We start from the raw sequence: 24,620 nt of genomic DNA on the forward strand, positions 1-24,620 counted from the left end.
TGATCTCCAGCGGTTCGACGCTCGCCGAGGACATCCGCTACGCGCTCAATCATTGGCAAGGTCTGACCCGCTTCCTCGAAGACGGGCGCCTCGAGCTCGACACGAACCCTGTCGAGAACGCCATCCGGCCAGTCTGCCTGACCAGAAAAATGCGCTCTTCGCCGGTCATGAGGTCGGAGCCGAAAACTGGGCCTTGCTCGCCTCGATCGTCGCCACCTGCAAGCTCAACGACGTCAACCCGGCCGCCTACATCGCCGAAACACTCGAGACGATCATCGACGGCCATCCCCATAGCCGCATCAAAGACCTCATGCCGTGGCGATTCCGCAAAACGTCAAGCCAGCCTCAATAGGGTTGCGGCTAAGCGCTTACAGACAATGAGTGGTTTGCCATTAAGCCGATGCTGCCAAATAAGCCGCGTGGTGTGCCACGAGTGATGACCGTCGCGTCCTCGATGGCATCTTCTGGATCTTGCGCTCTGGAGCACCATGGCGCGACCTGCCAGAAAACTTCGGTCCGTACACGACCTGCTACAATAGGTTCGTTCGCTGGCGACGGGCGGGCGTGTGGGTCAAGCTCATGAGTGCACTGGCTGGCGCTCATGATGCTGCCGTGCAAATGATCGGACACGTCTATTGTTCGCGTGCATCAACATGGGGCCTGCATCACAAGGAACCAGCGCCAATCGATGGGAAGGTCACGCGGCGGCTTGACGAGCAAAATCCACGCGGTGGTCGATGGCAATGGCCTACCCGTACGGCTGGCGTTGAGCTGGCGGCGAGGCGCACGACGTTCGACTGGCCGGAAAACTGCTGTCTCGTCTTAAATCCGGATCAATGCTGCTTGCCGACTGAGGCTATGACGCCGACTGGACAGGGAGTTTGCCATGAAGAAGGGCGAGTGGGCCAACATCCCGCCGAAAAGCAATCAGCGATCCTATCTACTTTAGCCCGCACCTCTACCGCGCTCGCAATCAGGTCGAACGGTTCTTCAACAGGGTCAAGCAATGCCGTTGGGTAGCGACACGCTACGACAGGCTCGCCGCCAACTACCTTGCATTTGTTCAACTTGCGTCAATCCGGTTGTGGCTGCGCCTTAATGAGTCCGCGTCCTAGTGGTCCGCAGGCTGCGGATGTAATAGCCTTGTGCCTGAACTGCTGACTTGATTTCGTTGCTAACCTTGAGAACTCGTTTTCTGCTCTTGCGCCAGGTATGTGCAGAGTAAAGCGCAGGTACGGCAGAGCCTGTACTTAGAACGAGCAAGCCGCGCTTGTCATTGCGATAGACATCAAACATCGTTCGCCCCCGCTGACCATATTTGAACTAAGAATGAAATATGTTTCGGTTGTCTCAATGGCCGAGCTTAGTATTTCGGTCGGCTGTGCGGGTTGTAAATCTGCAACGCCAGCGACTTTCCTTCAGTTCGTTCCGGATACGGAACGAACTGAAGCAGGCCCCGGCCGCCGTCAAATTGCTGCGTATGCAACTACTTCAGTCACATGTTGGGGCGGAATCGAGCAGGAAGCGGCAGCCGCCGTCTTCACGGATTCGCCCGTGTGGTTGCTCGTGCACGGCAGCGCCGACACGTTACCGTGGGCGGCGATGCACCTGGCCCGGAGGCGATATAGCTACATCTTTCGCTGACTGCCTGTTCAGTAAGAATCACCTCACAAGCGCGATGAAGATCGTCGGCAAACCGGGCCTGATTGCAGCCATCCGCGCCACTTAAAAGCGGGAAAGTGCGTCCAAAGGCGACGCCGCGCGTCGCTATAACCACCTTGGCCGGCTACTTAGACGCTCCAACGCGAAAAACACTGGCGGCCTGGCGATCGTCGACCACGGCCGCCTACGAGCTATCCGTTTCCACACACCCAAGACCAACAGCGCACCTCGCAACGGCTCAGCTGCACGTTCACTTGAGATCGACGCACTGGGCGTCAGCCGATTTCGCCGAGGACCCCAACGCGTGCCCGTGTTGACCCTCATGTCTTACGAATTTTTGGGTGTCCTAGTTTCTACTTTCCATCGTTTTATAGTCGGTCGCAATAACGGGAAGCGACTCTCTTTCTTCTTCTTCGGAGAATGGGCATGAACCAGCATCCAAGTCGCATCGATCGAGAAATTTCGGGGCGGTCTGAACTGGTCAGGCAGGAGCGGGGACCTATGATGGTCCACCTGTTCGATTTCGCCGAGACTGCGACCGCGAGGCTATGCCAAGTCCCCGCTAACTCATCGGCGGTGGTGCTCGCCCTCGTAAGGGAAGGCCGCCTCAGTCGGCCCTCTTTCCTTTGGTAATCCGCGCGCATGCGGAAGGGCGTCAGGTTCGAAGCTTGGCACAACAACCTGCGGCCATCGCTCAGCGCGTGCAAACAGAGCGGCCCCAGCGGGATGGGGGGCCAAGGGCTGGGGCCGCCATTCCGCACCGGACGGTAATCGGCGGCAAGCGTCCGGTGGATCAAACCAAGTCAGTTCGGAACCGATGGTTCCAAAGGCTATTCCGCGATCGCACATGAACCTTGCCACGCTGTGTGAATGGGATATCGGGGACTTTGCAATGACCCTCCCGGACTGGAAGTCGCCGGCCCTTGTGTACTCATTAAGCGGCTGGCCGCTTGATGTCCGCTCAACTCCTAACAGCGGCGAGAAAGCGGACGTCTCCCGAGGTCGCTGAAGGCCATAAGCGGGAATGCTAAATGAGCAGCTCAAGCCTCACCGCGCGAGGACGTGTGCAGTCCACTCCCTCAGGAGAGTTTTCGATCTATCCCGCTCGGTGTTGCCGCGGTGACTTCAATCGTAGCCGACACGGTCATGATCGGAACGTCTCTCGTTCTTACGAAAACGGACAACTTGTCGGTTAAGCCCGAAGGGCTGTGGTCTCGTATCCCCTCGGCGAGATATCTCATCGCGGCGTCCCGCGCGGCGGCCAAGTCCGAAAGTTCTTCGCCCTGGTCGTCAAGAATGATGCCCGCCGAGTCCTGATAGTCGAAGTAGAAGCGCATGTGGGCCAACACGGTCCTGGTCCGGGCGATCCTCTGACCAAGCGCCGTCCCATGCGTTGATTTCACTTACTCAAAATGAGCCGTTCGCTACAAACGAGTATCCCGTCCACTCCTCAAGGGCCCCGGTTCACTTCCTTCAAGGAAGCGCACATCGATGCATCAGGCGCCTTTGCCAGTGACAGATCGCGAGACGGCTTGTGTGCTCAGAGCGGCGGGCGGAGCTTCTTCCGGTTGAGGGCTAATCTTAGTCTCTCCCTCAGCAGACGGATTTCGTCATATTGCTTTTCGATCTCTGGATTGATGCGCAGCCGTTCCAATTGCTGCTCGTGCAGTTTCGACAATGCAGCAATATACGAACTTTGGATGGGCGGGACACGCATGATGACCCTTCAATAGAATACGAGAAAAGCCGATCTCAAAAACTTGGCCGAAGCACAACTTAGGAAGAAATTTGGGGGGCCTTTCTGACAATGCGGGCTCGCTGGCAAAGTTCGCCCGTTGCGTCTTTATGACGCCATCGGGCGGCCCCCCGACCTTCAGGACTTCAACTCCTGGCGAAGCTTCCTGATCAATTCGCGGAGGTTCGCGGCATACTCTTCGATGATGCGCCGTCTGACCTCGTCGCTCTCGCGGGGCTTCACGTCTGGCTTGTCCGGCGGCATATCACTCATGGCAGTCATACCAGCGGCTCGCGGCAGGCGGCCTTTGATCTGGAGCAATAGTTCCACCCTCAGGGCTGTCCTTTGACCTGTCGGTTGCGGATTATCTTCTCCATTTTGGTGGAGGCCAATTCGGCGCGAGCAAGGAGAAGCTGGTCGCGCCGCAACTCAAGAAGGCGGCACAGCTCGCGGGCGCGCTCGCGCAATTTACGACTGTCGTCGCGGGTGGCGCGCGCCCTGATGATGTCCAGATCGTCCATAGGGCATTCGGATGCGATCTCGCCGGTTCCCGCATTTAACCAGATTAAAAGCGTCCACTCCCTCAGGGGCAGCGCGATGCCCTGGAGTCCGGGAATGGGATGGTCCGGCCGTGCTCCTGCCCCGCCAGCAAGCGAAGCTGGCAAGGGGCGCCAACGACGAGGAGCACGCCATGTCTCAGACACCCAATACCGTGATCGGCATCGATATCGGCAAGAACTCGTTCCAAGTCGTGGGCCACGATGCGCGCGGGCGCCATCGTGCTGCGGCAAAAGTGGTCGCGTGGCCAATTGGAAGCGCGGCTCGCCAATATGCCGCCTTGCCTGATCGGCATGGAAGCCTGCGTCGGCGCACATCAACTGAGCCGCAAACTCGTATCGCTTGGTCACGATGCCAGGTTGATGCCGGCCAAATATGTCCGCCCCTATAGCAAGGGACAGAAGAACGACTTCAATGATGCCGAAGCGATTGCCGAAGCCGTGCAGCGCCCGACGATGAAGTTCGTGGGGACCAAGACTGCGGAGCAACTGGATCTGCAGGCGCTGCATCGGGTGCGCGAGCGGCTGGTGTCGCAGCCGTTAAAGGCTTTGGCTCACGCCTCATCTCGAGAACACTGGAAGACGATTTCCGAGGGACGGTTACTGTGTCCTATGGATCGAGCGGGCTCACTTGCCGTCTCACCGCCCCCGTTGCAAATCTAAAGACTTCACCACAATAGCAGAAGTCTTTTACCCGAGCTACGTTGACCAAGGCCAAGACGAGGCGCCCGCTCGCGGCTCCGCCGGCATCGAGGCGAGTGTTCGCGAGACAATCTAGAACTTGCGGTATGGCCCGAAGCCGAAGAGCGCCTCAGTTAACGTGATGTCCGCTTTCGCTGGTAGAATGGGCGCCGAGTTGCACTCGCGTCGACCGTCGCTTTTGAGCCGTAGCAGATGAGGATTTTAGAACGTCTCCGTGGCGTGCGACTGCTCAATTGCGAGGACACGAAAGAGGCCAGCCGCGTCGGCCTATCGTGCGTCGGGACGTACTCCGATCTCGCCAATGAGCAGAATTATGGCCGAAAACTGTTCCCACAGATGACGTCGAATGAGATAGGATTGCTCATCCACGGAGCCAGGTTCGTCCGCTTCAGTAGCTAGTTGGCAAACTCTAAGACGCCCTGGGTGCGCTGAGGACATGACAATGAGCCATGACGTAAGAGCTTGGCTTGAGCATCTCGGACTCGGGCGATATGCCGAAACGTTCGCACAGAGCGGCGTCGATTTTGATCTGCTGCCGGATCTCAGTAACAGCGATCTGAAAGATCTCGGGATTGCAAGGCTAGGTGACCGCAAGCGTCTGCTCAGGGCAATCGCCGCGCTCATGCGGACCAAGCCCTTAGCGGCAATTCCTCCGAGCACATCCGAGGCGGAACGTCGTCAGGTGACGGTGATGTTCTGCGATCTCGTCGATTCTACCGCTCTCTCCAGCACTGTCGATCCCGAACAGCTGAGAGAATTACTGCTCGCCTATCAAGCAGCTTGCGTCGCCGTCATTGACCGCTATGACGGCCATCTCGCGAAATACCTTGGAGACGGTCTGCTGGTCTATTTCGGTCTTCCGCGTGCGCATGAGGATGACGCCCAACGTGCGGTGAGTGCTGGGCTGGATATTGTCGAGGCGGTCGTCCTGCTGAATCGAGACTTGTCCAAGAAATTCGGTATCGAGCTCAGTGTCCGCCTTGCCGTGCACACCGGGCTTGTGGTGGCAGGCGAGATGGGTGCGGGTGGCGCACGCGAGGAAATGGCGATTGTCGGTGAAACACCGAATGTTGCTGCGCGGCTACAGTCGCTGGCCGCCCCCAATGCCTTAGTGATCAGCTCCAGCACACAGCGGCTGGTCGCTGGCTTTTTCACCTACGAAGACATTGGTGTCCACCAGCTGAAAGGCGTCGCCCGTCCTGTGCAGGCGTGGCGCGTGACCGGCGAGCGTCTGACCGAGAGTCGTTTTGAGGCGCTGCATCCTGGCGGGCCATTCCCGCTGATCGGTCGCGAGGAAGAGGTCAATTTATTGCTGCTCCGCTGGGAGCAGGTGAAGCAAGGCGAGGGCCAGGTCGTATTGCTCTGTGGGGAGCCTGGCATCGGCAAGTCGCGGATTGCCGAGGCGCTCATCGAGCGAATAGCGGATCTGCCGCATGCACGGTTGCGGTGCCAATGCTCGGCATATTTCGCGACCAGCGCGCTATATCCCTTCGCGCGCCAGTTGATACAGGCGGCCGGGTTCCTGCCAACTGATCCACCCGCGATTAAATTGAACAAGCTCGAGCAGATGTTGACCGAATCTGGACAGGCAGTGCCCGAGAAAGCATCGCTGTTTGCAGGTTTGCTGTCGATCCCTGTTGCTTCGCACTATCCGAGGCTGGAGCTGACGGCAGAGACCCTTAAGCAGAGAACGGCGACAGCATTGGTCGATCGAATGCTTGGGTTGGCGACCCGGAAGCCGGTGCTGATCGTGGTGGAAGACGCGCATTGGATCGACGCTTCTAGCGCAGACTTAATAGTGGCCGCGATGGATCGTGTGCAGGATTCTCGGGTCCTGATCCTGATTACCTACCGACCCGACTACGTACCGCCATGGAGCGGCGGCCGCCCCCATCTAACCATGCTTACGCTCAATCGGCTAAGCCCAGCGCAGGCAGCTGACATGGTTGGTGCGTTTGCTGCTACCGAAGCGCTGCCGGCGGAAATAATTCAACAGATCGTCGCAAAAGCGGACGGCGTGCCGCTTTTCATCGAGGAGCTGACCAAAGCGGTACTCGAGGCCGGCTTGGCCGACGGCGAAACTACTAGCGGGCGTGCCGGGCGACTGCAGCTCTCGGTTCCGGTGACGCTGCAGGACGCCCTCGTTGCGCGGCTGGACCGGACAGCCGGGACGAAGGAAGTCGCGCAAGTGGCGGCGGTGCTGGGCCGCGAATTCAGCGAGGCCCTCCTGACAGCTGTCTTGCCACCGAAGCGAGACGCACTGACCGCGGCCTTGGATGCGCTGGTTCACGCGGGACTACTGTTCCGCCGCGGCTTGCCCCCTCAAAACAACTACGTCTTCAAGCACGCGCTGGTGCAGGACGCCGCCTATGGAACCCTGCTCTTCACCTCCAGACAGCAACTGCATGCGCGAACCGCCGACGTACTTGAGCAGCAATTCCCGGAGATTGCAGAAGCGGAGCCCCAACTGCTGGCACACCACTACGCGGCCGCCGGCATATACGATCGCGCGATCGCCTATTGGCAGCGGTCCGGCACGCGTGCGCGCGAACGTTCCAATTACGTCGAGGCTGAGCACGCCTTTACCGCGGCGGTCGCACTTGTGCCGCAACTGCCCGACCAGGCGCGGAAGCGTACTGAGCTTGACCTGCAGATGTCGCTGGGCGCGGTGTATCGTGCCCTCCGTGGCTCGGGCTCACTGCAGACTGAGATCAGCTATAGGCGTGCCCGCGCACTATGTGAGGAGATTGGCGACGCCGATCGGCTGTTGGAAGTCATGTATGGTCAGTTTGTCGGTGCTTTCAATCGGCCGAAGCTTCATGATGCCGAGCTCTATGCGAGCGAGTTCATGGAGGTTGCGCAGATTGACCAGAATGCTTCAGCGCTGAAGGTGGCAGAGTATTTGATTGGCAGCACAGCATTTTTGCTGGGTGACCTTGTGCGCGGTCGCCAACATTTGGAAGAGTCGCTGCGCGTCGATAACGTAGACCATGGGCGCGTCAATCGTTACTCGCACGGCCAGTATCCCACTTGGCCACTGACATACTTGGCATGGACCATGTTCGTGCTTGGATTTCCGAACCAGGGGCACGCTTTAGCCGCAGAAGCCATTGCGGCTTCAAGGAAGGGCTCAGAGTTCTACTATGCAATGGCACTTAGCAACGGTTGCTATCTGCATCATATGTGCGGAGATTGTGCGGCCGTGGAGGCGAACGTTGCTAGGCTGCTCGATCTTGCGGCGAAGAAAGGGGTCGTGTTCCGCGCGCAGATGCGCCTTTTCGAAGGCTGGACACGGGCTTGTCGCGGCGCACCCGAAGGTGGGATAGAGCTGATGCGTGACGCGCTGGCTAAGCTCGTCGCGACGGAGCAGAAGGTCGAGCATCCCTATAAGAGATCAATCCTGGCCGAGATTTGTCTGCAAGCCGGTCGGTGGTCGGAAGCGGAGGAACAGCTCGGCGAGGGACTACGCCTAGTGCGGGCCACGGACGAACGCTGGTATGAGGCGGAGTTACACCGGCTTGCCGCCGAACTTGCGCTTGCAGAAGGGGACAAGGTGAATGCCGAGGTAAAATTCCGGCGAGCGCTCACGCTTGCGACGGCGCAGTCGGCGCGGATGTGGGAGCTACGCGCGGCGAAGGGACTTGCCCGGCTGTGGCGCGAAGCTGGCAAGATCGACGAGGCGCGTGCCCTACTGGCGCCGGTGCTCGGCAGCTTCACCGAAGGTTTCGACACGCGCGATCTCATCGAGGGCAGAGCACTCCTCGATGAGCTGGCCTGATGCACGGGAGCCAGTTTGGGGGGCCGGCGCCAGCTTCTCATGGTCTAGGTCCGTAGCTGCCCCATCAGCGAAGTCGCGGCATGCCTCGGTTAGGTCCGGTCGATGAGGTTTGGCGGACCAGTGTTGCTCACATTGTGTTGTTCACATTTTCGCCCGAAGCGGACTACCTTCTAAACGCATCAAGTCATGGTGCCAGGCATGAAGCATCGGACGCGTGGGTGGCCGTCAATGTAATGTCTCCAAACCATTGTACGGCCGAAACGGTTTGGTTGTGTGACAACGGCGCCGTCAGGCACGTCAACCCATTCGTTGTCGATGCGGACGCGGTAACGCCCACGATCGGACTCCCAATCCACGTCGGAAACTATGTACCCGTCAAAATCGGTGCAGCACTTTCCGAACTGGCTCTGCAAGCTTTCAAACCATGGCTTCAGCGGAGAGTTGTCGTATCGGCCATCATCGCCCGCGAGCGCTCGCGTCACTAGCATCGCTAAACCAAGCAACAGTGCCCCAACTTTTGCTGAAAACATCTCTTTGCTCCGCGATTGACGCCGTCCGGAAAACAAGACAGCGCTTACAGCTGCGACCCGGCGATGAGCGCGACAGCCACAATCGTTTGATGCTTCGTCATGGGAGACCTTCGTCCCCGATGCGTACAGAAGTGGGTCCCCCAATTCGGGCAAAGGTTCAACAACTGGACAACACAACTAAAGGTAAGCCATGCTGCGGCTTTACTCCGGGCAACTGGGGGAGTGCGGCGCGGCTGATGACATTTCTTGACCGATGAAAGGTCCGAGATGCCCGCATCATCATTTTTTGAGCGAAAGCGAGCTGATCGCAACTTCGGCAGGCCATCCCTTTTGGGGCATGTGGGAAGGCCGGTGGATGCATCCACTCGACATGCTCGACCAAAAGCGGATATTGCCTCTGGCTTACTTCAGCTTGTAGGTGCCGGTCTGATGATTGCAGTCCTGAAACGTTCCCGCTTTCACGATCGGGAAAGGCCCTAGGGGGTGGACTGTGCCGCTTGCCTTCATGTCTTCGTATTTTCCGGTACCTGAAACGTTTTCTCGGGTGAGACTTCCGTCACTTGCGAGCGAAAAGTATGCCAGGCGTTTGTCTCCGTCGACATCTACCGTCTCGCACACGGTGGACCCTGCGAATTTTCCGTCAAGCGAGGCGTTCATGCCAACGCATCGGAAGGTGTTCTTGTCAAACATGCCGTCGGGAGGATTGCTGCGGGTAGTGCCGGTCATTTCAAAACTAGATGCAGTGTGGGTTTTTGAGAATGTAATCACGTTGTTCGCGCCGGACCAGCAGGCTGTGTAATCGTAGCTGCCTTCCTTCGGCGGATCTGCTGCTAATGCAGGACCACCAGACGCGAGCCCTAGCAGTGCGATGAAACAGAAGAACTCCAATGTCTGGCCCATATGCTCGTCTCCGATCAACGAGGGGTTGAATAAATGACCGTTGCAGGTTTCACCAGGTCAATCAACCAGCACACCTTACGTAAGCAAGCGTTAAACCGGCGGTCTCTTTGTGTCGGTCTACCGCGAGGACTTACCCGTTCTAGAATGGGGTAAGCACTTGGTTGTAAACTAAGAAGCCTACTCTTCAGATCTTTCATCGTCTTTGGCATCTTCGTAGTGCGGGAGTTGTCAACTTCACGCACTTCGGAAATTGGGGTAAGTGCGGGTTGTCAATTCGCATGATTAATCCTTGGCGATCACAAGTATTTAGCGCACTTCAACCAACACCGACGCGAATGGACCCGACGCGAAAATATTCATTGCCAGCGGATGTGCCCATTTTGAGTGGATCAGCTCTACTGACGCACCTTTGCTTGCTGAGCTCCGCCTGCGACACCGTGCTACTCTTTGTTTGGTCTGTAACTCTTGCTGGAGCGTTCCTCAGGGCATAGCCTGCTCGCTCGCATAAGTTCTCTGCGCCATCATAAAGGGAGGGAACGATGGCTATTAATCGTGTACTCATCGCATCGTTTTTGCTGGTTGCCATTCTGACCAGCTCGAGCGTCGTTGCTCAGAGCGTGCCGCCGGAAGGTTCGGTCTCAGTCATATTCACCGCTACGCCGATTCCAGCGCCCAAGCCAATGTCCATCGGCGGCGGCAAAGAGTTTGTTTTTATCAACCAAGCCATGGCAGCCTCGAACGAGGCTGGAAACCCTGTACTCAACAACATGGGTGGACGCTGCCAGCTGAGCCGCCTTACGGATTCGTCGGCAAAGACGGCGGAGATTCACGGATACTGTACTTACGTCGACAAGGACGGCGATCAGTTGTTCGAGCAGTGCGACTGGATGCCTGGATCCCCCAACAATTGCAACATCACTGGTGGAACGGGGAAATTTGAAGGTCTCCAGGCTGCGCTCGTCGTCACCATAGACCCGCTTAAGAGCAACTTCGAAGGCGTCAGTCAGGTCATTGGCCACAAGAAGGGAACGTACAAATTCGCTAAGACGAACTGAGCCAACCAAGCTTGGGCAGCTACATACGTTCGAAACCGATGCCCGGATAATACGCGATGATCCGCGGCTGAGGCAATTCTGATAGTACCACGAGTTTTGGCTGCCCCTGGCAGGTGCCGCCGCTGCTTGGCCGCGCGGGAGCCGAGCGGAAGCCGCTCGACTGCCGAACGACAGACGCGATGACCCAAAGCTGATATCGAGCGACGCAGGCCACTCGTGGAAACGTGAACTCCTTCACTCGCAATCTGCCGGTCCTCCCACGCTAGTTTGAAAGGCTGGGTTGTTCTCAAGAGGAGGAAGCTGAAATGCGTGAACCAAACGTCGAAAAATTGAACGCGCTGGTAGGAAAGCTGGTCGGCGACTTGGCATCTCGCTTGGCGGTGCAAGCATACTGCTCGGCGATCGCCTCGGGCTCTACAAGGCGATGGCGGATGGTGCCGTGATCACTCCGTCCGAGCTTGCGAAGAGGACCGGACTGCATGAGCGTTACTTGCGCGAATGGCTGTCCGGGCAGGCCGCCTCGGGATACATCGACTACCATCCGGAAAAAAATGCATTCTCACTTTCGGCGGAGCAGGCCATGGCTTTCGCCGAAGAGGGGTCGCCAGCCTTCTTTGCGGGCGCATTCGATGTCGTGCAGTCCACGTACCTCGACGAACCCAAAGTCGCCGAAGCGTTTCGAACCGGGAAAGGCGTTGGTTGGCACGAGCATTCGAAATGTCTGTTCTCTGGCACCGAACGCTTCTTCAGGCCGGGCTATAACGCCAATCTAGTTTCGAACTGGATTCCGACGCTCGAAGGCGTCGAAGCGAAACTGAAAGCCGGCGCCAAGGTGGCCGATGTCGGATGCGGCCACGGCGCCTCTACGATTGTGATGGCGCAGGCCTACCCCAATTCAGAGTTCTTCGGGTTCGATTACCACAAGCCTTCGGTCGAACGGGCGAAGGTCCTGGCGCAAGAAGCGGGAGTTGGAGATCGCATCACGTTCGCGCAGGCCAGCGCCAAGGATTTTCCGGCTAAAGACTATGATCTGGTGGCGTTCTTCGATTGCCTGCATGACATGGGCGATCCCGTCGGGGCAGGCAAACATGTCAAGGAAACACTAGGCAAGGACGGGGCGTGGATGATCGTCGAGCCGTTTGCTCATGACAATCTCAAGGATCGTAGAAGCCTATGAGAAGGACCTTCGGAGGCAGGGCCTCCTCGATTTCAACGATCTTGTGATCTTCGGCTATCAACTCGTGGCGCAACATGACTGGGTGCTCCCAGTCATCGCCGCGCAATTTCCGGTATTGGCGGTTGACGAATATCAGGATCTCGGGCTTCCGTTGCATGAAATTGTCAAGCGGTTGGCATTCGACGGAGGCGTTCGCCTCTTCGCGGTTGGCGATGCCGACCAGTCCGTTTACGGATTTACAGGTGCCGACGGAGCCCTACTCCTGGAACTAGCAGCGAGACCGGATGTTGAGGAAGTGCGTCTGCAACTCAACTATCGTTCGGCAGGTCGCATTATCCGCGCATCGGAATTTGTTCTGCAGGAAGCGCGTGGCTATGAGCCACGCGACCCAGAACGGCAAGCAACGATCAAATTCACGGAACGCTCTGGCGGGCTGGAAGATCAAGCCGCCTACGTGATGGAGACAATCATTCCTGAGGCGCTCGCGGCAGAAGCTGATCGAAGATTGGGCGACATAGCGATTCTATATCACGCCGCGCCGATAGGGGATGTGATGGCAGAGGCCGCGACAGCAGCGGGCTTCGATTTCATCCGCGTCGACAATGCCGCGCCTTACAAGAAGGTAGGCCTCACGAGCTGGATCGAGGATTGCGCGGCTTGGTGCGCCGGCGGCTGGCGTGTGGGCAAACCGCAACTCGGCGGGTTGATCGGTCGTTGGTTAGGCTTTCGAGCCGGGCGCGCTAGCGAGCAAGCAGCGCGCACGGCAACAGTCGCGCTGACCAGCTTTCTCATGTCCCATCGAGCTGAAGAGGCGCAGGCGGCGGATTTCGTCGCGGCGATAAGGGCCGAGCTGGTTGATCAACTTTCCGTTGTAGAGCCAAGCCTTGCCGACCAGTATGAGCAGGTTGGCCGAATGGATGCAGCGCTTGCTGAAGGTGGCAAGTTGGAGGGGCTTGATCTCGTAAGTTTAGGTGGGAGAGACGGCTCGCCCAAGCACCTCAACCTCCTCACCCTGCACTCCGCCAAAGGTTGTGAATACGATGTGGTAATTATGGTCGCTATGGATCTGGGCGCCGTGCCTTGGCGAAATGAAGGCGAGGCTGAGTTACGGGAGAGTAGGCGTCTATTTTACGTTGGGCTAACCCGTGCGCGCGACGCCGTTCACATGCTCTATTCGGGATGGGTTCCGGGTCGGTACGGCGTCCAGCGCCTCGGACCTTCGCCATTTGTGACCGAACTTGCGGAGCGACTTGCTGCTGCTGAGGCTGTACTCGACGCAGTCCCTCCGAGGCGATCGCAGTAGCCTCGATAAGGCTTGGTCAGGAACAGCTTAGACCACATAAACCTCAAAGCCAGCGTAGAGATAGGGCTCGCTAAACATTCCAGCTGCCGGTGCAGCCGCGATCCTCTGAACCGCTGTAGCACGAGCACCTGGGTCGGGTACCAGATTGAGCAGCTCGAGAGTCTCGGTCTTGCTCAAATTTCGTAGGCGAGCGGTGGCGCGCGAAAAGGCGCGAGATGGCGTGAGGCCCTCCGCAAGACCCTTCGTCGTCAGAGCGAGGTGGATGTAGCTCGCTGTGTCAGAGGTACGCCAGGCGGCAGCGCCTACCACCGATCGGCGGTTCAAGAGAAGCAGTGCGGGATAGCTTGCGACATCATGGGTTCGGAACTGACGCTGGTAATTTCTTGCAGAGCCGGAACCAGCGTGGCAGGCGTTCAATACCGCCAGTCGGTAGGGAAACCAAGGGAACTCGGTCTGAATGCGGTTGACGCTGATACTGTGTTCGCCGGGCTCAGCGCCGAGGGACCCGAAGTTCGGGTCCGTGAATCGCGAGATGGCGGATCCGTGGGTCGAGACGACTAGCACGTCGGTCTTAGTCATGTCGTTGAGCAGGCCGTCGACATCATTCGGCGCAAAGATGGCAACGCGCGACGCTTCGATCGCCGAGCAAGCTACCTGCGCCTCGTAACGAGCGAGAAGTAGGTCATCAGCGTCATCCCGAATCACGGATATGTGCGGGCTCTTCAATGGTTCGTCCGTCGACCTTGGGTATATCGCAGGAATCACGCGCACCTCGAACTTGCCCGCCCTCATAGCTTCGCCGAGGTGGTCATGCTCAGCTGCGAGCATTGTAATGGGCATGGCATTCAGCGCATCTTGGAGGTGCAGGATGCCGGGTGATCCTGAAGCGACAAGGTCATCGAAGATCGGGGTCAGTTCCGGCAAAAATCGATCGCGTAGTCCGCGAAGAGCGGCGATGAATGTATCGCGATCCACGTTCCCGGCCTCGAAACGTGTCCTCGTGACGACGAACGTCTTGAGCTCATCAAAGTCGAACCGAAATCGTTTATAGGAGCGTTCGGTCAGCACCCATAACGCCGCGCCACCGGCAAAGGTGTAGGCGGTGATGCAGTAGCCCTGCGCTAGCCGCTCGCGAAGCAGTTCGGCTTGAGCAGTGGCGGTGGCCATGGCGAAGGGCGGCAGTGCACCTGCCAACCTCAGCTGGGCCGCCAGCTCTCCGAAGCGATCCCAGGGCTGCCCGTCGAGCGTGAGCTCCCAGGGATCGTCATACTTTTCGCGGTAACCATAGAGGAAGGGCGCGCCCTGTTTGGCAATCTCTCGCAGGAGTCCAGGAATGGAGCTCGCCATCGCGACGGGAAGTGAGCGATCGAGCGCGACAGCTGCGCCCCAATCGAGCGCCGACATCCAGTCCGCAATCACGCCACCGTAAATGGCGGCGATGGGAGAAAGCACAGCGTCCACTGGGCCTTCCTCTGTCAAGGTCTGTAGCAGCCATTCGAAGCGCGAAATGTAACGCTCGCGGACACCGCGTCGGTAGTGCAAGCGGTTCAGCGAAGCCAATAGCTCGTCTAGGCATGTCACCGCCCGGCCGAGAGCCGCCGATGTTGCGGGCAGATCCGCTGCCTCCGCCAGAACACGAGCCTCAACAAGTTCGAGCTCTAAGCGGGCCTCGGGTGGATCATCGGGTGCGGCGTTTGCGCGAGCCTGGATCAGTGCGCCCTTCGCCCCGGGCAGGTCGCTTAGATTGCGTCGACACACGGCCATGTTGACGTAGACTTGGAACTGGACCAGCCGATCGCCGGCCGTCAGCGTGGGCAGCACAGCTTCGAGATTATCCAAAGCTTCTTTATGCTCTCCCGTGTTCATCATCGCTGTAGCGGTGTTGGTACGAAGCGCGGCGGGAGGATGCTCGTCTAGCGCCGCGTAGGCGTCGAGAGCCTGACGGCCAGTATTAGCGGACCACTCGAAGTCCTTCTCTTCGTAGGCGATAATCGCCGCCTGCTGCAGGACGCGCGCAAGCAGTGAGATGGAACCTACCCGTCGAGCTATGTCTTCGGCATCGTTCGCGGCACGGTATGCGGCCTGGATAGCACCGTGGCTGGCAAAGAGACCAGCCGCTCGAAGATAGGCGTTGACCTGCTTCTCCGGTTGGTTCGCCTTCGCGTACACCGCAGTCGCCACAGCGAGCACCTTGGGCGCCAGCTCTTCTGGTCGGTCATCGCTCAAAGCGGCGTCGCAGAGATCGTCAGTCAGTTCGACCAGATCTCGGAAATGGCGCTCCGTGCGGGCTAGTGCGACGAAAGCTTTTGTAGCTTCAAGCGCGGGTTTCAGCTCACCGGCCTGCATCCAGCTCCGTGCGCTGAGTTCGAGGAAAAGCGCTTCCCGGTCGGGTTCGCGGCGGTGTTTGAAGATGCTAACGGCCGCGTCGGCGAACGATCCGGCTGCGGTAGGCTTATCCCGAGCAAGCTTCATGATGCGGTTGTAGAGGACGATCAGCTCGTTGTGAGGGATTGGATTCGTCAACCGCCGCTTGAGCCGTTTGCGGAAGGCGACTGGCGTGATCGCATTCAAGTCGATTGAATCAGGCCATTTCATTTGCGCATCATATGGAGTAAGCGCCACGCTGATCCGTCATAAATGTCTCCCCTAATCACGCCAGCAAGATGACCGCGCCAACGAGCTGGATTGTCACCGACGCGATATTTCATCCTCGCGCCCAATCGAGGATGCGCTCGATTCGCCCGCGAAGCCGAGATGCTGTCTCCGTTGTGTCTTTCCGGATTGGCCGCAGAACCTTCAGAACGAGCTCGTCATCCATCTCTGCGACGGCGTAGACACACTTATACGGTTAAGGGCGATCGGAACCCGTTCGGGTCCCTCTACCCCAAATTTGCTCAGAAGTCCCGGCAAATCGGCCCATCTCTTGCTCAGGCCGCCACCACTTGCCATAGTGCAAGACTGGAGGCCGAACTCGCCTTCGCACCTCGCCACGTCAACAGGTTCCGTTTGAGGCGCCTAGGTGCATGCGTCTTTGGAAGCGCACCAAGCCGTTCTTGGAAGATCGTGTCCGACACTGTGCGCAGAACATTGGAATCTTAATCGGTTACGTCAGGTGGCTCGGGCACGGTTCGACTGGCGATTTTTATTGCGATGCGCCTGAGAAGTTCGCAACGAAAAAGTTAAAATTCCTATTGCGAGTTGATTGGAGCCCTTGGTGGTGTCCCTCAAACGAGCTCGCCCGTTGCGCTTTGAATGGGAGAATTGAGAGGCGCATCGATCCTTCGATCCCGAGATAGCGCCGTCCACGAAGCGCCGGCGAGCCACATTATGCGCATCGTCTGCGCGCCCGCGAGTGGTGAGAAGACGCGCAGAAGAGCAGCGAGAGTAACAAAGGCGTAGATTGCCTGCGTCCCTAATTCGGCAATAAGCGGTCGCCCCGTGTGCCCCAGCGAGGCGCGGGGTCATGATGGCCAGCGTCATTGTGCCGATCGCGCCAACCGCCAAGGCATGGAGAGCTGGAACTAATGCACAGTTACGATAAGCTGTTTCACCATCTCCAGTTTTCGAGGTCCAATGTCTGAAGTGGACTGGCTTAGCCATCTCCTGCAAATCGTGACCGTTACCGGCCAGCTCGAAGTCCGTTGCGCGTACGGCGCGCCATGGCGTGTTACCTGGGCCAGGGCAGCGCCGAATGAGATCCCCTATCACGTTATTGTCGGAGGCCGGGCCATTCTCGAGGATCCTGAGTCGAGAACAGCGTGGGAGCTAGTGAACGGGGATATCGTGCTGCTCCCTCATGGTGCTGCGCATGTGCTGCACGACGGCAGCGGCCAAACGCCGGTCCGTACTCACGAGAGCCGGGGCTCTGCCGGATGGATGTTGAGCGAGAACGATGGGCGGGGTGAGCGACTGGATCTGCTGTGCGGACGGTTTTTCGTCGCGCCACCCCATGATCGACTGATCCGCAACTACCTGCCCGCTAATGTGGTGACACGGGCTGTGGACAGCGATGGAGAAGAGGGCATCGGGTCCGCATCCAACCAACTTGCCGGACTTGTCGGGCTGATGCGAATGGAGTCCGCTGGTAACAGGGCGGGAGGGCGCGCCATTCTCAACGCGCTCTCTTCGGTCCTATTCACTCTCGTCCTGCGCGCCGCGAGCGAATCCGGAGAATCGGCCGAGGGCTTGTTGGCCGTGGCTGGCAATCCGCGACTGGCTCCAGCCGTTGCGGCGATGTTTGCGGATCCAGCGCGGCCTTGGAAACTGCCCGATCTGGCCGATTTGTGCGGGATGTCGCGCGCTACGTTCATGCGCCAGTTCCAGGACAAGCTGGGTCGCTCCGCCCTCGATTTGTTGACCGATCTCCGCATGAGTCTGGCCGCCAACGAGTTGAAGAAGCCAGGGATCAGCACTGAGGCGGTGGCCGAGACCGTTGGGTATCAATCCGTTTCGGCATTCCGGCATGTCTTCGCCGAAAGGATGGGGATGACGCCGGGGGAGTGGCGGCGACTGGCGCACAAAGGCGAGTAAGGCGGGCGCCCTAGGATCCAGAAAGCGCAGTCTGATCCTTTCACGCATCATTTTGCGCCAATCCAGTCTCGAAATTATCACTCGTCCCCGTAAATTAGGCTCCGTGATCACTTGATGAGGGAGCCATCCAATGAACTGCGTCAGCCTTACCACCACCGGACCCGCAACCCGCGTAGCCGCCGAAACCATCGGGGAGACCGGGAAGAACGAAAACGCTTTCGTGACGAACGCCGTCATCGAAACGATCCTGAGCCGCAGTGCCGCCAAGTACTACGAACCTACCGCCACGCTGAGCGACGACCAGATCCGCGACCTGGTGCGTATCGGCACGTCCGCGCCAACCTCCTTCCACCTGCAGAACTGGCGCTTCATCGCCGTACGCTCGTCAGAAGCCAAGGCACGGCTGCGTCCGATCGCCTGGAATCAGCCCGCGATCACCGACGCGGCTGTGACCTTCATCATCATCGGTAGGCTGGCCGATGCCAGCACCGTCCCCGACCGTCTGGCGCCCGTGGTGGAAGCCGGCATCATGCCGGCGCACCTGGTGCCGGAGTGGGAAATCCCAGCTCGCGGTCTGTATGACGATCAGCCGCAGCGCCAGCGCGACGAAGCCGTCCGCTCCGCGACCTTTGGCAGCGCGGCGATCATCTACGCGGCCCGTTCGCTGGGCCTGGGTTCAACGCCGATGATCGGTTTCGACTCCGATGCGGTGCACCGCGAGTTCGGTCTGGCCGAAGACGAAGTGCCGGTCATGCTGTTGACCGTTGGGCCGGAGCGAGCCGGCAACTGGCCGCAGAAGCCCCGCTTGCCCGTGGTTGATGTCCTGGACTTTGCATAATCAATAATCAACTCGAGATATTATGGAGACAATGATGTCAAGAATTGCCGCTCTGAAGCCGGAACAGGTGCCGCCTGAATCGAAACCGACTCTCGATGCGTTCACTAAGAACATCGGGTTCACCCCAAATATGATGGCAGCCTTCGCGCAGAGCCCGATCGCGTTCAACTCCTGGGCAACCCTGCTCGGATCCCTGAGCAAAGCGCTCGACGTAAAGACGCGAGACAGCATCGGGCTCGCCGTTTCCGAAGTGAACGGCTGCAACTACTGCCTGACCGTTCACAGCTTTACAGCCGAACATATGGCCAAGCTGCAGGCCGATGACATCATTCTGGCCCGAAGGGGTCGCGCCAAGGATCGGAAGCGGGACGCAGCCGTCCAGTTCGCACGCAAAGTCATTGAGACCCGCGGCCACGTCCACGACACTGATCTGAAAGCCGTCCGCGACGCTGGCTACACCGATGCGAACATCATCGAGATCGTCGCGCTTGTGGCCATGTACTCGCTGACGAACTTCTTCAACAACGTGTTCGATCACGAGAAGGACTTTCCCGCCGTTACGCCGGCCGGCTCGATCTGAGCTCGGTCCTGGCCCACCCTCGTGATGCTGTTGGAACAATCACATGAAAATCCTCCATATTGATGTCAGTCCGCGCCTGGAATCGCATAGCCGCCAGCTTTCAGCGGCGATCGTCGAAAGGCTTCTCGAGGTTGCGCCCGGGGCGGGCATCACTCGGCGTGATTTAGGGACTGAACCCTTGCCTCACGCCATGGCTGATTACGCGGTCGCACTGTCGTCGCCGGCCACCTTGGCGGCCCCACCGAAGGGCGCTCTGGATGTTTCCGAAGCGCTTATTCAGGAAGTCGAAGCGGCCGATGTGATTGTCATCGGAACGCCCATGCACAACTTCACTATTCCCTCGGTTCTCAAAGCGTGGATCGATCAAATCTTGCGCGTCGATCGCACGATGATGTCGACGCCCGCCGGGAAGGTCGGAATGCTCCGGGACCGTCCGGTGTTTATCGGCGTCGCTTCCGGTGGCGTCTTTTCCGGGGACCGAGCAAACCAACCCGATTTTCTCACGCCATATCTGTCTCTGGCATTTGGCTCCATCGGGCTAAAAGCCCTGCAATTTCTCTCGGTACAAGCCACCGGGTTCATTGACCGGGAGCAGGCCACATTCGCGAGAGAGAAGGCCCTGGCAGAGATCGATCTGACGGTCATACGAGAACTTCGACCCCTCCATGGTTGCCCTGCCGTGCTCTCAGACATCGGTAGATCGTATCGCGATGCAAGACGCCCTGCTCTTGGGAGCGTCGCGCTAGCAGCATTCTGATGGCGCGCCGCAAGTTCATGGCACGCCCGCATCATAATCCTCCGGCCTCCGCCGGACTATCAACACGAGGTCTTTTGATGATGTTACGTACAGGTACGAGAGTAACAGCCGCTGGCGAGACAATTCCCCAAATCGGCGACAGGATCACCGACAAATCAGCACCACCCGATGACGGCACCGTCCGCGAATGGATCGGTCCAGATGCGTTCGAGCATTGGGCCGAGCTGCGGAACTGGATCGACGAATTCTACCCTGGAGTTTTCGCGCCGGACTGGCTCTACGGGGGCAAGAACCGCGGTTGGTCCCTGCGCTACAAGAAGACCAAGGCGTTCTGCACCTTGCTGCCGGAATACAAGCGGGTTTCGGCCGTGGTGGTCATGGGCGGAGCAGAACGAGAGAAGTTTGAGGAGCGGCGTTATGTCTGGCGACCGCAATTGGTCAAGCTCTACGATGAAGCCACAACATACATAGACGGGAAATGGCTGACGATTGCCATCTCGTCGGAAAATGATCTGCATGATGTGACGGAGCTTTTGGCTATGAAGCGCCCGCCACCGTCGCGCGGGTGAAGTTCACGAAAATGCTAGTTCGCCGCGCGATGGCTCCTAGGAACGCGAGCGGCGGTCTCACAGCAATTCGACATCAAGCTCGTCGCGGAAGGCATCGGGCTGGCGACTAATTGAGTGAGAGATCGAAGATGACCTCCGCGCCTGCAATATAACTTGAGGAAACAGATGGTGACGCAGCTTGCCCGAGAGGCGGTGCCTATGTCATCGGCACTGGGACGCGCCGCCGCCGCCAGAAGGCTCTCCACTTCGGTGCAAATGAATTCGTCGATCTTGTGAATGACACCCTGGAGGACGTCGGCGGCGTCGATCTCGTGTTTGACGTCATTGGCGGGGATATGCAGAAGCGATCGGCAGCGCTGATCCGTGCAGGCGGCACGCTTGTGACAGTCGTCGGACCGACGGATATTCGACCTGCCGATGGCTTAGCAATCGACTTCGTCGTCGAGGCTGATCGTGCCCAACTGACCGAGATCGTTCAGCGAGTGCGGGATGAAAGACTGCAGACAAATATCGGCAAGGTCTCATCCCTGGACGACGCGGTCGCCACGTTCAATTCGACTGAGCGGCGCGCGGGGAAAACGATCATCCGCGTTCGCTCGTGACGTCCGCCGGAGTCAAAGCTGCAACAATGTCGCCCGCGAAAGCGGGCGCGCATAGGCTTTCGACGAGTCGCCTGGCTGTGATCGAATCGCTGGACCTGAACGGGCCGGACTCGATACCAGCTGGTGGATGGGCTTGGCGCATCGAGCCATGACGCCGTTGTCTTCTCGTCACCATCTCGGATCTTTGCTGGCTGTGTGCCTTCCACACCGCCGCAGCGAAGCGCACTCATTCGATAGCGTCTTATCAAACGCAAGAGGGCTGATCTTGAATTAAGGGCGAGAAGCAACAAGCACGACGGGTCCGTAGGCCGTGTGCGATAAGCGGTGATGGTATCTTTTCGCGCTGGCCGCACGAGGCGCTGCGTGACCGACGAAGCGAAGAATCGAGCAGGAAAGTCGTGGAGCATGGCATTTTTCATGGCATAGAGTGCCTAGCGCCTCTAGATTGTTGATAAACACGCATAAGTTTGGTTAGTTTATAATCGCTCCGGCTCCATAAGCTTTTGCGCGAGCAAGCCGGCGTGCGGCGTGAGCGCAGAGAAATCACGCGCGCAAAGATAAAGTTTCCTAAGCGCCCATGGTTCTTGCAGCGGTACTATCGCCAAACCAGGATGCCTCAAATCTTTTGCTGACGCCTCCGATAAGATTGCGATCCCTACACCTGATTCAACCATCATCGCGATGTTCTCGATCCGCCTGAGTTGAATGCGATAGTAAATCTGACGACCTAGACGGGCTGCGCGCTCTCCTAAATGAGCTTCCAGCGCCGCATCGGACAAGCCGACGAACGGCTCACCAACGATTTCCGCAAAGGCTATCGATCGTTGATCGCTGATGCGATGAGTTTCACTCGTCACAACGACGAGTTGGTCTTGAGCGATTAGGCGAGTTTGCAATGCTGTCAAATCTGCGATGTCGGCCACAACTCCCAAATCAGCACGACCTTCCGCGATGGCCAGTGCAATCTCAGTGCTTGGCCGTTCATGGAGGTCGATAGAAAGATCTCCATAGGCCACAAGGAACTGGCCGAGTTGATGCGGTAGAAAAGCAGCCAACCCAGCCGTGTTGGACAACAGCCTGATGCGCCCTTTCAGGCCAGTGCCATAGGTGCGCAGTTCTCCACGCATCTGCTCGACCTGGTCCAGGATCAAGCGGGCATGGCGAACGAGGGCGTTACCGGCCGCAGTCGTGGTGACCCCCCGCCTATTTCGTTCCAGGAGCTGCGCGCCAAGCGAAGATTCCATTCCGGAAATGCGTTCGCTCACGGAAGCGAGCGCCAAGTTCATGGTCTCTGAGCCCTTGGTGAGGCTGCCTTGCTCCACCACGGTCAGGAACAACCGCATGTCCGTCAAATCGAAGCGCATTCTTTTCCTTCGTCCCTGCCGAAACCACCCATCGGAAATGGCCAATTGTGAGGTTCGGCCGGTGCGCGTACTCTACACCATGCGACGCCATTTTTGCCGATTTGTGACGAGAGCACAAGCGATTGGAGAGTGGCGTCTCGGCGAGAACGGGGTTTATCACCATCCCATCAGGCGATATTAGCGCGGATGCCATCGGCCCGCACGAAGCCTTCAACCGCAATACGGCCCAGACCGAGTGGCTCAGAATGAGTGATTATCTTTCGTCGCATGTTCTGGCTATCGCGCTCACGTTTTTCGTCGCCGGGTTCGTCAAGGGGGTGGCCGGCATGGGCCTACCAACCGTGGCTATGGGCGTCCTCAGTGCGATCATGTCGCCAGTCAGCGCCGCTTCGCTGCTGGTCATTCCATCCTTTGTCACTAATTTTTGGCAGCTCTTTACGGGGCCGAATTTCCTGGCGCTGATGAAAAGACTTTGGGTGATGATGCTCGGCATCATGGTTGGCACACTCGCCGGCTCATGGCTTCTGACGAGCGCCAATACGGTATTCGCAAGTGTTGGATTGGGCGCCGCCCTTATTGTCTATGCGGTGCACGGCTTGTCTGCGAAGCCATTGTCGGTTCCTGTGCGCTTCGAGGGTCTATTGGCGCCTGTCATTGGGTTGACAACCGGGTTGATCAATGGAGGAACCGGGGTTTTCACGCTTCCCGCCGTTCCTTATCTTCAGGCTCTCGGGCTTTCCGAAGACGATCTTATCCAGGCCCTGGGGCTGTCGTTCACAGTGTCAACAATTGCACTTGCAGCGGGCTTGGCTCGTGGCGGAGCTTTTCATCTTGGAAATGTTACCTTGTCCGCCCTCGCGGTCATTCCCGCGTTGCTGGGCATGCAGGTCGGGACAATAGTCCGCGAGCGCATAAGCGCCGCAACCTTTCGACGCTGGTTCCTTATTCTCCTCGCAGTTCTTGGCCTTGAACTGGCCGTTCATCCACTCTTCCTCTGAGGCAGATGGCGATGCCCCAGATCGTAAGCCCGTCCGTTCCATCAGATTCACTGAATCTCCGCGAAGGAATTTCCATGATCGTACCACGCCAGAAAGCCCCGGAGCTGATCATCGAAACTCTTGACCATGGACGCTTCAATCTTGCTGCGGAAAAACCAGAGCGCCTGACTCTCGTCTGCTTTTATCGCGGTCTGCACTGCCCCATTTGCGCAAACTACCTGAAGGAGTTGGAGCGCCTGACGCCTGCTTTTGCTCAGCGCGGCGTCGAAACGATCGCCATCAGCTCAGACGGGGAAGTGCGGGCGCGTCAGATGGCGGAAAAGATCGCGGCGAAGAACCTGCGAGTTGGTTATGGTTTGGAATTAAGAGCGGCCCGAGAATGGGGTCTCTATATCTCGGCTTCGCGCGGGAAAAGCTCAATCGACATACAGGAGCCGCCGAAATTTTCGGAGCCCGGCGTTTTTTTGATCGAACCCGATCAGACGATCTACTATCTTTCAGTACAGTCGATGCCGTTCGTTCGACCAAATTTCGGCGAGATGGTGCAAGCCGTCGATTACATCATCAAAAATGACTACCCGGCGAGAGGCGAATACACAGGGCCGGTCTGAACACGTCTCTGAAGCTTGGCGAGGGTGCCACTTAGCTTCTGCATCTCGCAGATCCGCTTGCTCAACGTGGGATCATCGAACAGCCCACGAGCCATTTTCTCAACGCGGGACAATTCCGCTTGAAAGGCCGGCGATTGAATCTGATGATTCGCCGGTTTTACTTTCAGAAGGTTTCGATGCGTCGCTTTACCGTCCGAGAGACGTCCCCCTGGATCAATTACATGGAGCCCGATAGCCGATTTATTGGCATTGGTCGATCGAAGCACCGACTGAGGCCGCGGCGGAGGCGTTTATCCCGCAAGCGAACACCGGCGCTGCGATCAGGTCGTCGTGTACCCGGCGGTCTGAAACGTAGAATCGTATTCAGCAGCA

General features: G+C 58.4%; 21 protein-coding genes and 6 pseudogenes. 16 read left to right on the forward strand and 11 right to left on the reverse strand.

All coding sequences use genetic code 11. The annotated features are described in order from the left end of the window. Both BRA1253DRAFT_RS00155 and BRA1253DRAFT_RS40730 read left to right on the forward strand, forming a co-directional pair. Positions 1–352: pseudogene (locus BRA1253DRAFT_RS00155) on the forward strand (transposase); the annotation flags it as partial. Positions 353–400: 48 nt separating this feature from the next. Next, positions 401–1,115: pseudogene (locus BRA1253DRAFT_RS40730) on the forward strand (IS5 family transposase). Here the strand turns inward: BRA1253DRAFT_RS40730 and BRA1253DRAFT_RS44905 are convergent. The 5 genes from BRA1253DRAFT_RS44905 to BRA1253DRAFT_RS00170 form a co-directional block, all read right to left on the reverse strand. Further along, positions 1,096–1,296, reverse strand: coding sequence for a hypothetical protein (locus BRA1253DRAFT_RS44905; RefSeq protein WP_009859167.1), 201 nt, complete (start codon positions 1,294–1,296; stop codon positions 1,096–1,098). The pseudogene BRA1253DRAFT_RS40730 and the gene BRA1253DRAFT_RS44905 overlap by 20 nt on opposite strands. A gap of 1,445 nt (positions 1,297–2,741) precedes the next feature. After that, positions 2,742–2,999: a hypothetical protein gene (locus BRA1253DRAFT_RS00160; RefSeq protein WP_009859169.1), complete on the reverse strand. Its 258-nt coding sequence runs from the start codon at positions 2,997–2,999 to the stop codon at positions 2,742–2,744. Positions 3,000–3,202: 203 nt separating this feature from the next. Next, positions 3,203–3,379, reverse strand: a complete 177-nt coding sequence (locus BRA1253DRAFT_RS44165; protein ID WP_009859170.1) for a hypothetical protein — start codon at positions 3,377–3,379, stop codon at positions 3,203–3,205. A gap of 156 nt (positions 3,380–3,535) precedes the next feature. Then, positions 3,536–3,670 carry a sialate O-acetylesterase gene (locus BRA1253DRAFT_RS44910; protein WP_245285823.1) on the reverse strand — a complete coding sequence of 45 codons (135 nt, stop codon included), beginning with the start codon at positions 3,668–3,670 and terminating at the stop codon, positions 3,536–3,538. A 59-nt stretch (positions 3,671–3,729) separates the two neighbouring features. After that, entirely contained in the window at positions 3,730–3,918 is a 189-nt protein-coding gene (locus tag BRA1253DRAFT_RS00170) for a hypothetical protein (RefSeq protein ID WP_035992068.1), read from the reverse strand. Positions 3,919–4,088: 170 nt separating this feature from the next. On the opposite strand from BRA1253DRAFT_RS00170, the pseudogene BRA1253DRAFT_RS00175 reads away from it, so the two are divergent. Both BRA1253DRAFT_RS00175 and BRA1253DRAFT_RS00185 read left to right on the forward strand, forming a co-directional pair. Beyond that, a pseudogene (locus BRA1253DRAFT_RS00175) lies at positions 4,089–4,491 on the forward strand (transposase); the annotation flags it as partial. 607 nt (positions 4,492–5,098) lie between these two features. Then, positions 5,099–8,434 (forward strand): AAA family ATPase, encoded by a 3,336-nt coding sequence (locus tag BRA1253DRAFT_RS00185; protein WP_009859173.1) that lies wholly within the window; start codon positions 5,099–5,101, stop codon positions 8,432–8,434. 179 nt (positions 8,435–8,613) lie between these two features. Here the strand turns inward: BRA1253DRAFT_RS00185 and BRA1253DRAFT_RS44915 are convergent, their stop codons facing one another. Both BRA1253DRAFT_RS44915 and BRA1253DRAFT_RS00195 read right to left on the reverse strand, forming a co-directional pair. Beyond that, positions 8,614–8,964 carry a hypothetical protein gene (locus tag BRA1253DRAFT_RS44915; RefSeq protein WP_009859174.1) on the reverse strand — a complete coding sequence of 117 codons (351 nt, stop codon included), beginning with the start codon at positions 8,962–8,964 and terminating at the stop codon, positions 8,614–8,616. A 402-nt stretch (positions 8,965–9,366) separates the two neighbouring features. Next, positions 9,367–9,864, reverse strand: a complete 498-nt coding sequence (locus BRA1253DRAFT_RS00195) for a hypothetical protein (protein WP_009859175.1) — start codon at positions 9,862–9,864, stop codon at positions 9,367–9,369. A gap of 539 nt (positions 9,865–10,403) precedes the next feature. Here BRA1253DRAFT_RS00195 and BRA1253DRAFT_RS00200 point away from each other — a divergent pair. The 4 genes and pseudogenes from BRA1253DRAFT_RS00200 (at position 10,404) to BRA1253DRAFT_RS46025 (ending at position 13,399) form a co-directional block, all read left to right on the forward strand. Beyond that, positions 10,404–10,919, forward strand: a complete 516-nt coding sequence (locus tag BRA1253DRAFT_RS00200; protein ID WP_009859176.1) for a hypothetical protein — start codon at positions 10,404–10,406, stop codon at positions 10,917–10,919. A gap of 305 nt (positions 10,920–11,224) precedes the next feature. Beyond that, positions 11,225–12,134, forward strand: a pseudogene (locus BRA1253DRAFT_RS00205) (class I SAM-dependent methyltransferase); the annotation flags it as partial. After that, positions 12,131–12,322 (forward strand): annotated as a pseudogene (locus tag BRA1253DRAFT_RS46020) (UvrD-helicase domain-containing protein); the annotation flags it as partial. The pseudogenes BRA1253DRAFT_RS00205 and BRA1253DRAFT_RS46020, both read left to right, overlap by 4 nt. A 231-nt stretch (positions 12,323–12,553) precedes the next feature. Then, the gene (locus tag BRA1253DRAFT_RS46025) at positions 12,554–13,399 is read left to right on the forward strand and encodes a 3'-5' exonuclease (RefSeq protein WP_371261296.1); all 846 of its coding nucleotides are present in this window, start codon (positions 12,554–12,556) and stop codon (positions 13,397–13,399) included. 27 nt (positions 13,400–13,426) lie between these two features. Here the strand turns inward: BRA1253DRAFT_RS46025 and BRA1253DRAFT_RS00215 are convergent, their stop codons facing one another. The 3 genes from BRA1253DRAFT_RS00215 to BRA1253DRAFT_RS44920 all read right to left on the reverse strand — a co-directional run bounded on the left by BRA1253DRAFT_RS00215 (position 13,427) and on the right by BRA1253DRAFT_RS44920 (position 16,848). Beyond that, the gene (locus tag BRA1253DRAFT_RS00215) at positions 13,427–15,994 is read right to left on the reverse strand and encodes a CHAT domain-containing protein (protein ID WP_009859178.1); all 2,568 of its coding nucleotides are present in this window, start codon (positions 15,992–15,994) and stop codon (positions 13,427–13,429) included. 109 nt (positions 15,995–16,103) lie between these two features. Further along, complete coding sequence (locus tag BRA1253DRAFT_RS46030) at positions 16,104–16,217, reverse strand: hypothetical protein (protein ID WP_371261289.1); 114 nt, start codon at positions 16,215–16,217, stop codon at positions 16,104–16,106. A 406-nt stretch (positions 16,218–16,623) separates the two neighbouring features. Further along, complete coding sequence (locus BRA1253DRAFT_RS44920) at positions 16,624–16,848, reverse strand: NnrS family protein (protein ID WP_157158515.1); 225 nt, start codon at positions 16,846–16,848, stop codon at positions 16,624–16,626. A gap of 124 nt (positions 16,849–16,972) precedes the next feature. On the opposite strand from BRA1253DRAFT_RS44920, the gene BRA1253DRAFT_RS00220 reads away from it, so the two are divergent. From BRA1253DRAFT_RS00220 to BRA1253DRAFT_RS00245, 6 genes and pseudogenes are all read left to right on the forward strand, one after another. After that, a complete protein-coding gene (locus BRA1253DRAFT_RS00220) occupies positions 16,973–17,929 on the forward strand; it encodes an AraC family transcriptional regulator (RefSeq protein WP_009859179.1) in 957 nt (318 codons plus the stop codon). Between the two features lie 130 nt (positions 17,930–18,059). Continuing rightward, a complete protein-coding gene (locus tag BRA1253DRAFT_RS00225; protein WP_009859180.1) occupies positions 18,060–18,767 on the forward strand; it encodes a nitroreductase family protein in 708 nt (235 codons plus the stop codon). Between the two features lie 34 nt (positions 18,768–18,801). Continuing rightward, positions 18,802–19,347: a carboxymuconolactone decarboxylase family protein gene (locus BRA1253DRAFT_RS00230; RefSeq protein ID WP_009859181.1), complete on the forward strand. Its 546-nt coding sequence runs from the start codon at positions 18,802–18,804 to the stop codon at positions 19,345–19,347. 43 nt (positions 19,348–19,390) lie between these two features. Next, positions 19,391–20,104: an FMN-dependent NADH-azoreductase gene (locus tag BRA1253DRAFT_RS00235; protein WP_009859182.1), complete on the forward strand. Its 714-nt coding sequence runs from the start codon at positions 19,391–19,393 to the stop codon at positions 20,102–20,104. 77 nt (positions 20,105–20,181) lie between these two features. Further along, positions 20,182–20,673, forward strand: coding sequence for a DUF3788 domain-containing protein (locus tag BRA1253DRAFT_RS00240; RefSeq protein ID WP_009859183.1), 492 nt, complete (start codon positions 20,182–20,184; stop codon positions 20,671–20,673). 165 nt (positions 20,674–20,838) lie between these two features. Beyond that, a pseudogene (locus BRA1253DRAFT_RS00245) lies at positions 20,839–21,275 on the forward strand (zinc-binding dehydrogenase); the annotation flags it as partial. A 476-nt stretch (positions 21,276–21,751) separates the two neighbouring features. Here the strand turns inward: BRA1253DRAFT_RS00245 and BRA1253DRAFT_RS00250 are convergent. Continuing rightward, on the reverse strand, positions 21,752–22,639 hold the full coding sequence (locus BRA1253DRAFT_RS00250) for a LysR substrate-binding domain-containing protein (protein WP_009859184.1): 888 nt from the start codon (positions 22,637–22,639) through the stop codon (positions 21,752–21,754). Positions 22,640–22,884: 245 nt separating this feature from the next. Between BRA1253DRAFT_RS00250 and BRA1253DRAFT_RS00255 the strand changes: the two genes are divergently transcribed. Beyond that, entirely contained in the window at positions 22,885–23,637 is a 753-nt protein-coding gene (locus BRA1253DRAFT_RS00255) for a sulfite exporter TauE/SafE family protein (protein WP_009859185.1), read from the forward strand. 74 nt (positions 23,638–23,711) lie between these two features. Then, the gene (locus BRA1253DRAFT_RS00260) at positions 23,712–24,248 is read left to right on the forward strand and encodes a peroxiredoxin-like family protein (RefSeq protein WP_009859186.1); all 537 of its coding nucleotides are present in this window, start codon (positions 23,712–23,714) and stop codon (positions 24,246–24,248) included. Positions 24,249–24,620 lie beyond the last annotated feature (372 nt).

The organism is Bradyrhizobium sp. WSM1253, assembly GCF_000244935.1.
Classification (GTDB): domain Bacteria; phylum Pseudomonadota; class Alphaproteobacteria; order Rhizobiales; family Xanthobacteraceae; genus Bradyrhizobium; species Bradyrhizobium canariense.

Bases quoted from the DNA above. Each gene is read 5' to 3' on its own strand.
- BRA1253DRAFT_RS44905 (WP_009859167.1), bottom strand. From the start codon at position 1,296: ATGTTTGATGTCTATCGCAATGACAAGCGCGGCTTGCTCGTTCTAAGT.
- BRA1253DRAFT_RS00160 (WP_009859169.1), bottom strand. From the start codon at position 2,999: ATGCGCTTCTACTTCGACTATCAGGACTCGGCGGGCATCATTCTTGAC.
- BRA1253DRAFT_RS44165 (WP_009859170.1), bottom strand. From the start codon at position 3,379: ATGCGTGTCCCGCCCATCCAAAGTTCGTATATTGCTGCATTGTCGAAA.
- BRA1253DRAFT_RS44910 (WP_245285823.1), bottom strand. From the start codon at position 3,670: ATGAGTGATATGCCGCCGGACAAGCCAGACGTGAAGCCCCGCGAGAGC.
- BRA1253DRAFT_RS00170 (WP_035992068.1), bottom strand. From the start codon at position 3,918: ATGGACGATCTGGACATCATCAGGGCGCGCGCCACCCGCGACGACAGT.
- BRA1253DRAFT_RS00185 (WP_009859173.1), top strand. From the start codon at position 5,099: ATGAGCCATGACGTAAGAGCTTGGCTTGAGCATCTCGGACTCGGGCGA.
- BRA1253DRAFT_RS44915 (WP_009859174.1), bottom strand. From the start codon at position 8,964: ATGTTTTCAGCAAAAGTTGGGGCACTGTTGCTTGGTTTAGCGATGCTA.
- BRA1253DRAFT_RS00195 (WP_009859175.1), bottom strand. From the start codon at position 9,864: ATGGGCCAGACATTGGAGTTCTTCTGTTTCATCGCACTGCTAGGGCTC.
- BRA1253DRAFT_RS00200 (WP_009859176.1), top strand. From the start codon at position 10,404: ATGGCTATTAATCGTGTACTCATCGCATCGTTTTTGCTGGTTGCCATT.
- BRA1253DRAFT_RS46025 (WP_371261296.1), top strand. From the start codon at position 12,554: ATGGAGACAATCATTCCTGAGGCGCTCGCGGCAGAAGCTGATCGAAGA.
- BRA1253DRAFT_RS00215 (WP_009859178.1), bottom strand. From the start codon at position 15,994: ATGAAATGGCCTGATTCAATCGACTTGAATGCGATCACGCCAGTCGCC.
- BRA1253DRAFT_RS46030 (WP_371261289.1), bottom strand. From the start codon at position 16,217: ATGGATGACGAGCTCGTTCTGAAGGTTCTGCGGCCAATCCGGAAAGAC.
- BRA1253DRAFT_RS00220 (WP_009859179.1), top strand. From the start codon at position 16,973: ATGTCTGAAGTGGACTGGCTTAGCCATCTCCTGCAAATCGTGACCGTT.
- BRA1253DRAFT_RS00225 (WP_009859180.1), top strand. From the start codon at position 18,060: ATGAACTGCGTCAGCCTTACCACCACCGGACCCGCAACCCGCGTAGCC.
- BRA1253DRAFT_RS00230 (WP_009859181.1), top strand. From the start codon at position 18,802: ATGTCAAGAATTGCCGCTCTGAAGCCGGAACAGGTGCCGCCTGAATCG.
- BRA1253DRAFT_RS00235 (WP_009859182.1), top strand. From the start codon at position 19,391: ATGAAAATCCTCCATATTGATGTCAGTCCGCGCCTGGAATCGCATAGC.
- BRA1253DRAFT_RS00240 (WP_009859183.1), top strand. From the start codon at position 20,182: ATGATGTTACGTACAGGTACGAGAGTAACAGCCGCTGGCGAGACAATT.
- BRA1253DRAFT_RS00250 (WP_009859184.1), bottom strand. From the start codon at position 22,639: ATGCGCTTCGATTTGACGGACATGCGGTTGTTCCTGACCGTGGTGGAG.
- BRA1253DRAFT_RS00255 (WP_009859185.1), top strand. From the start codon at position 22,885: ATGAGTGATTATCTTTCGTCGCATGTTCTGGCTATCGCGCTCACGTTT.
- BRA1253DRAFT_RS00260 (WP_009859186.1), top strand. From the start codon at position 23,712: ATGATCGTACCACGCCAGAAAGCCCCGGAGCTGATCATCGAAACTCTT.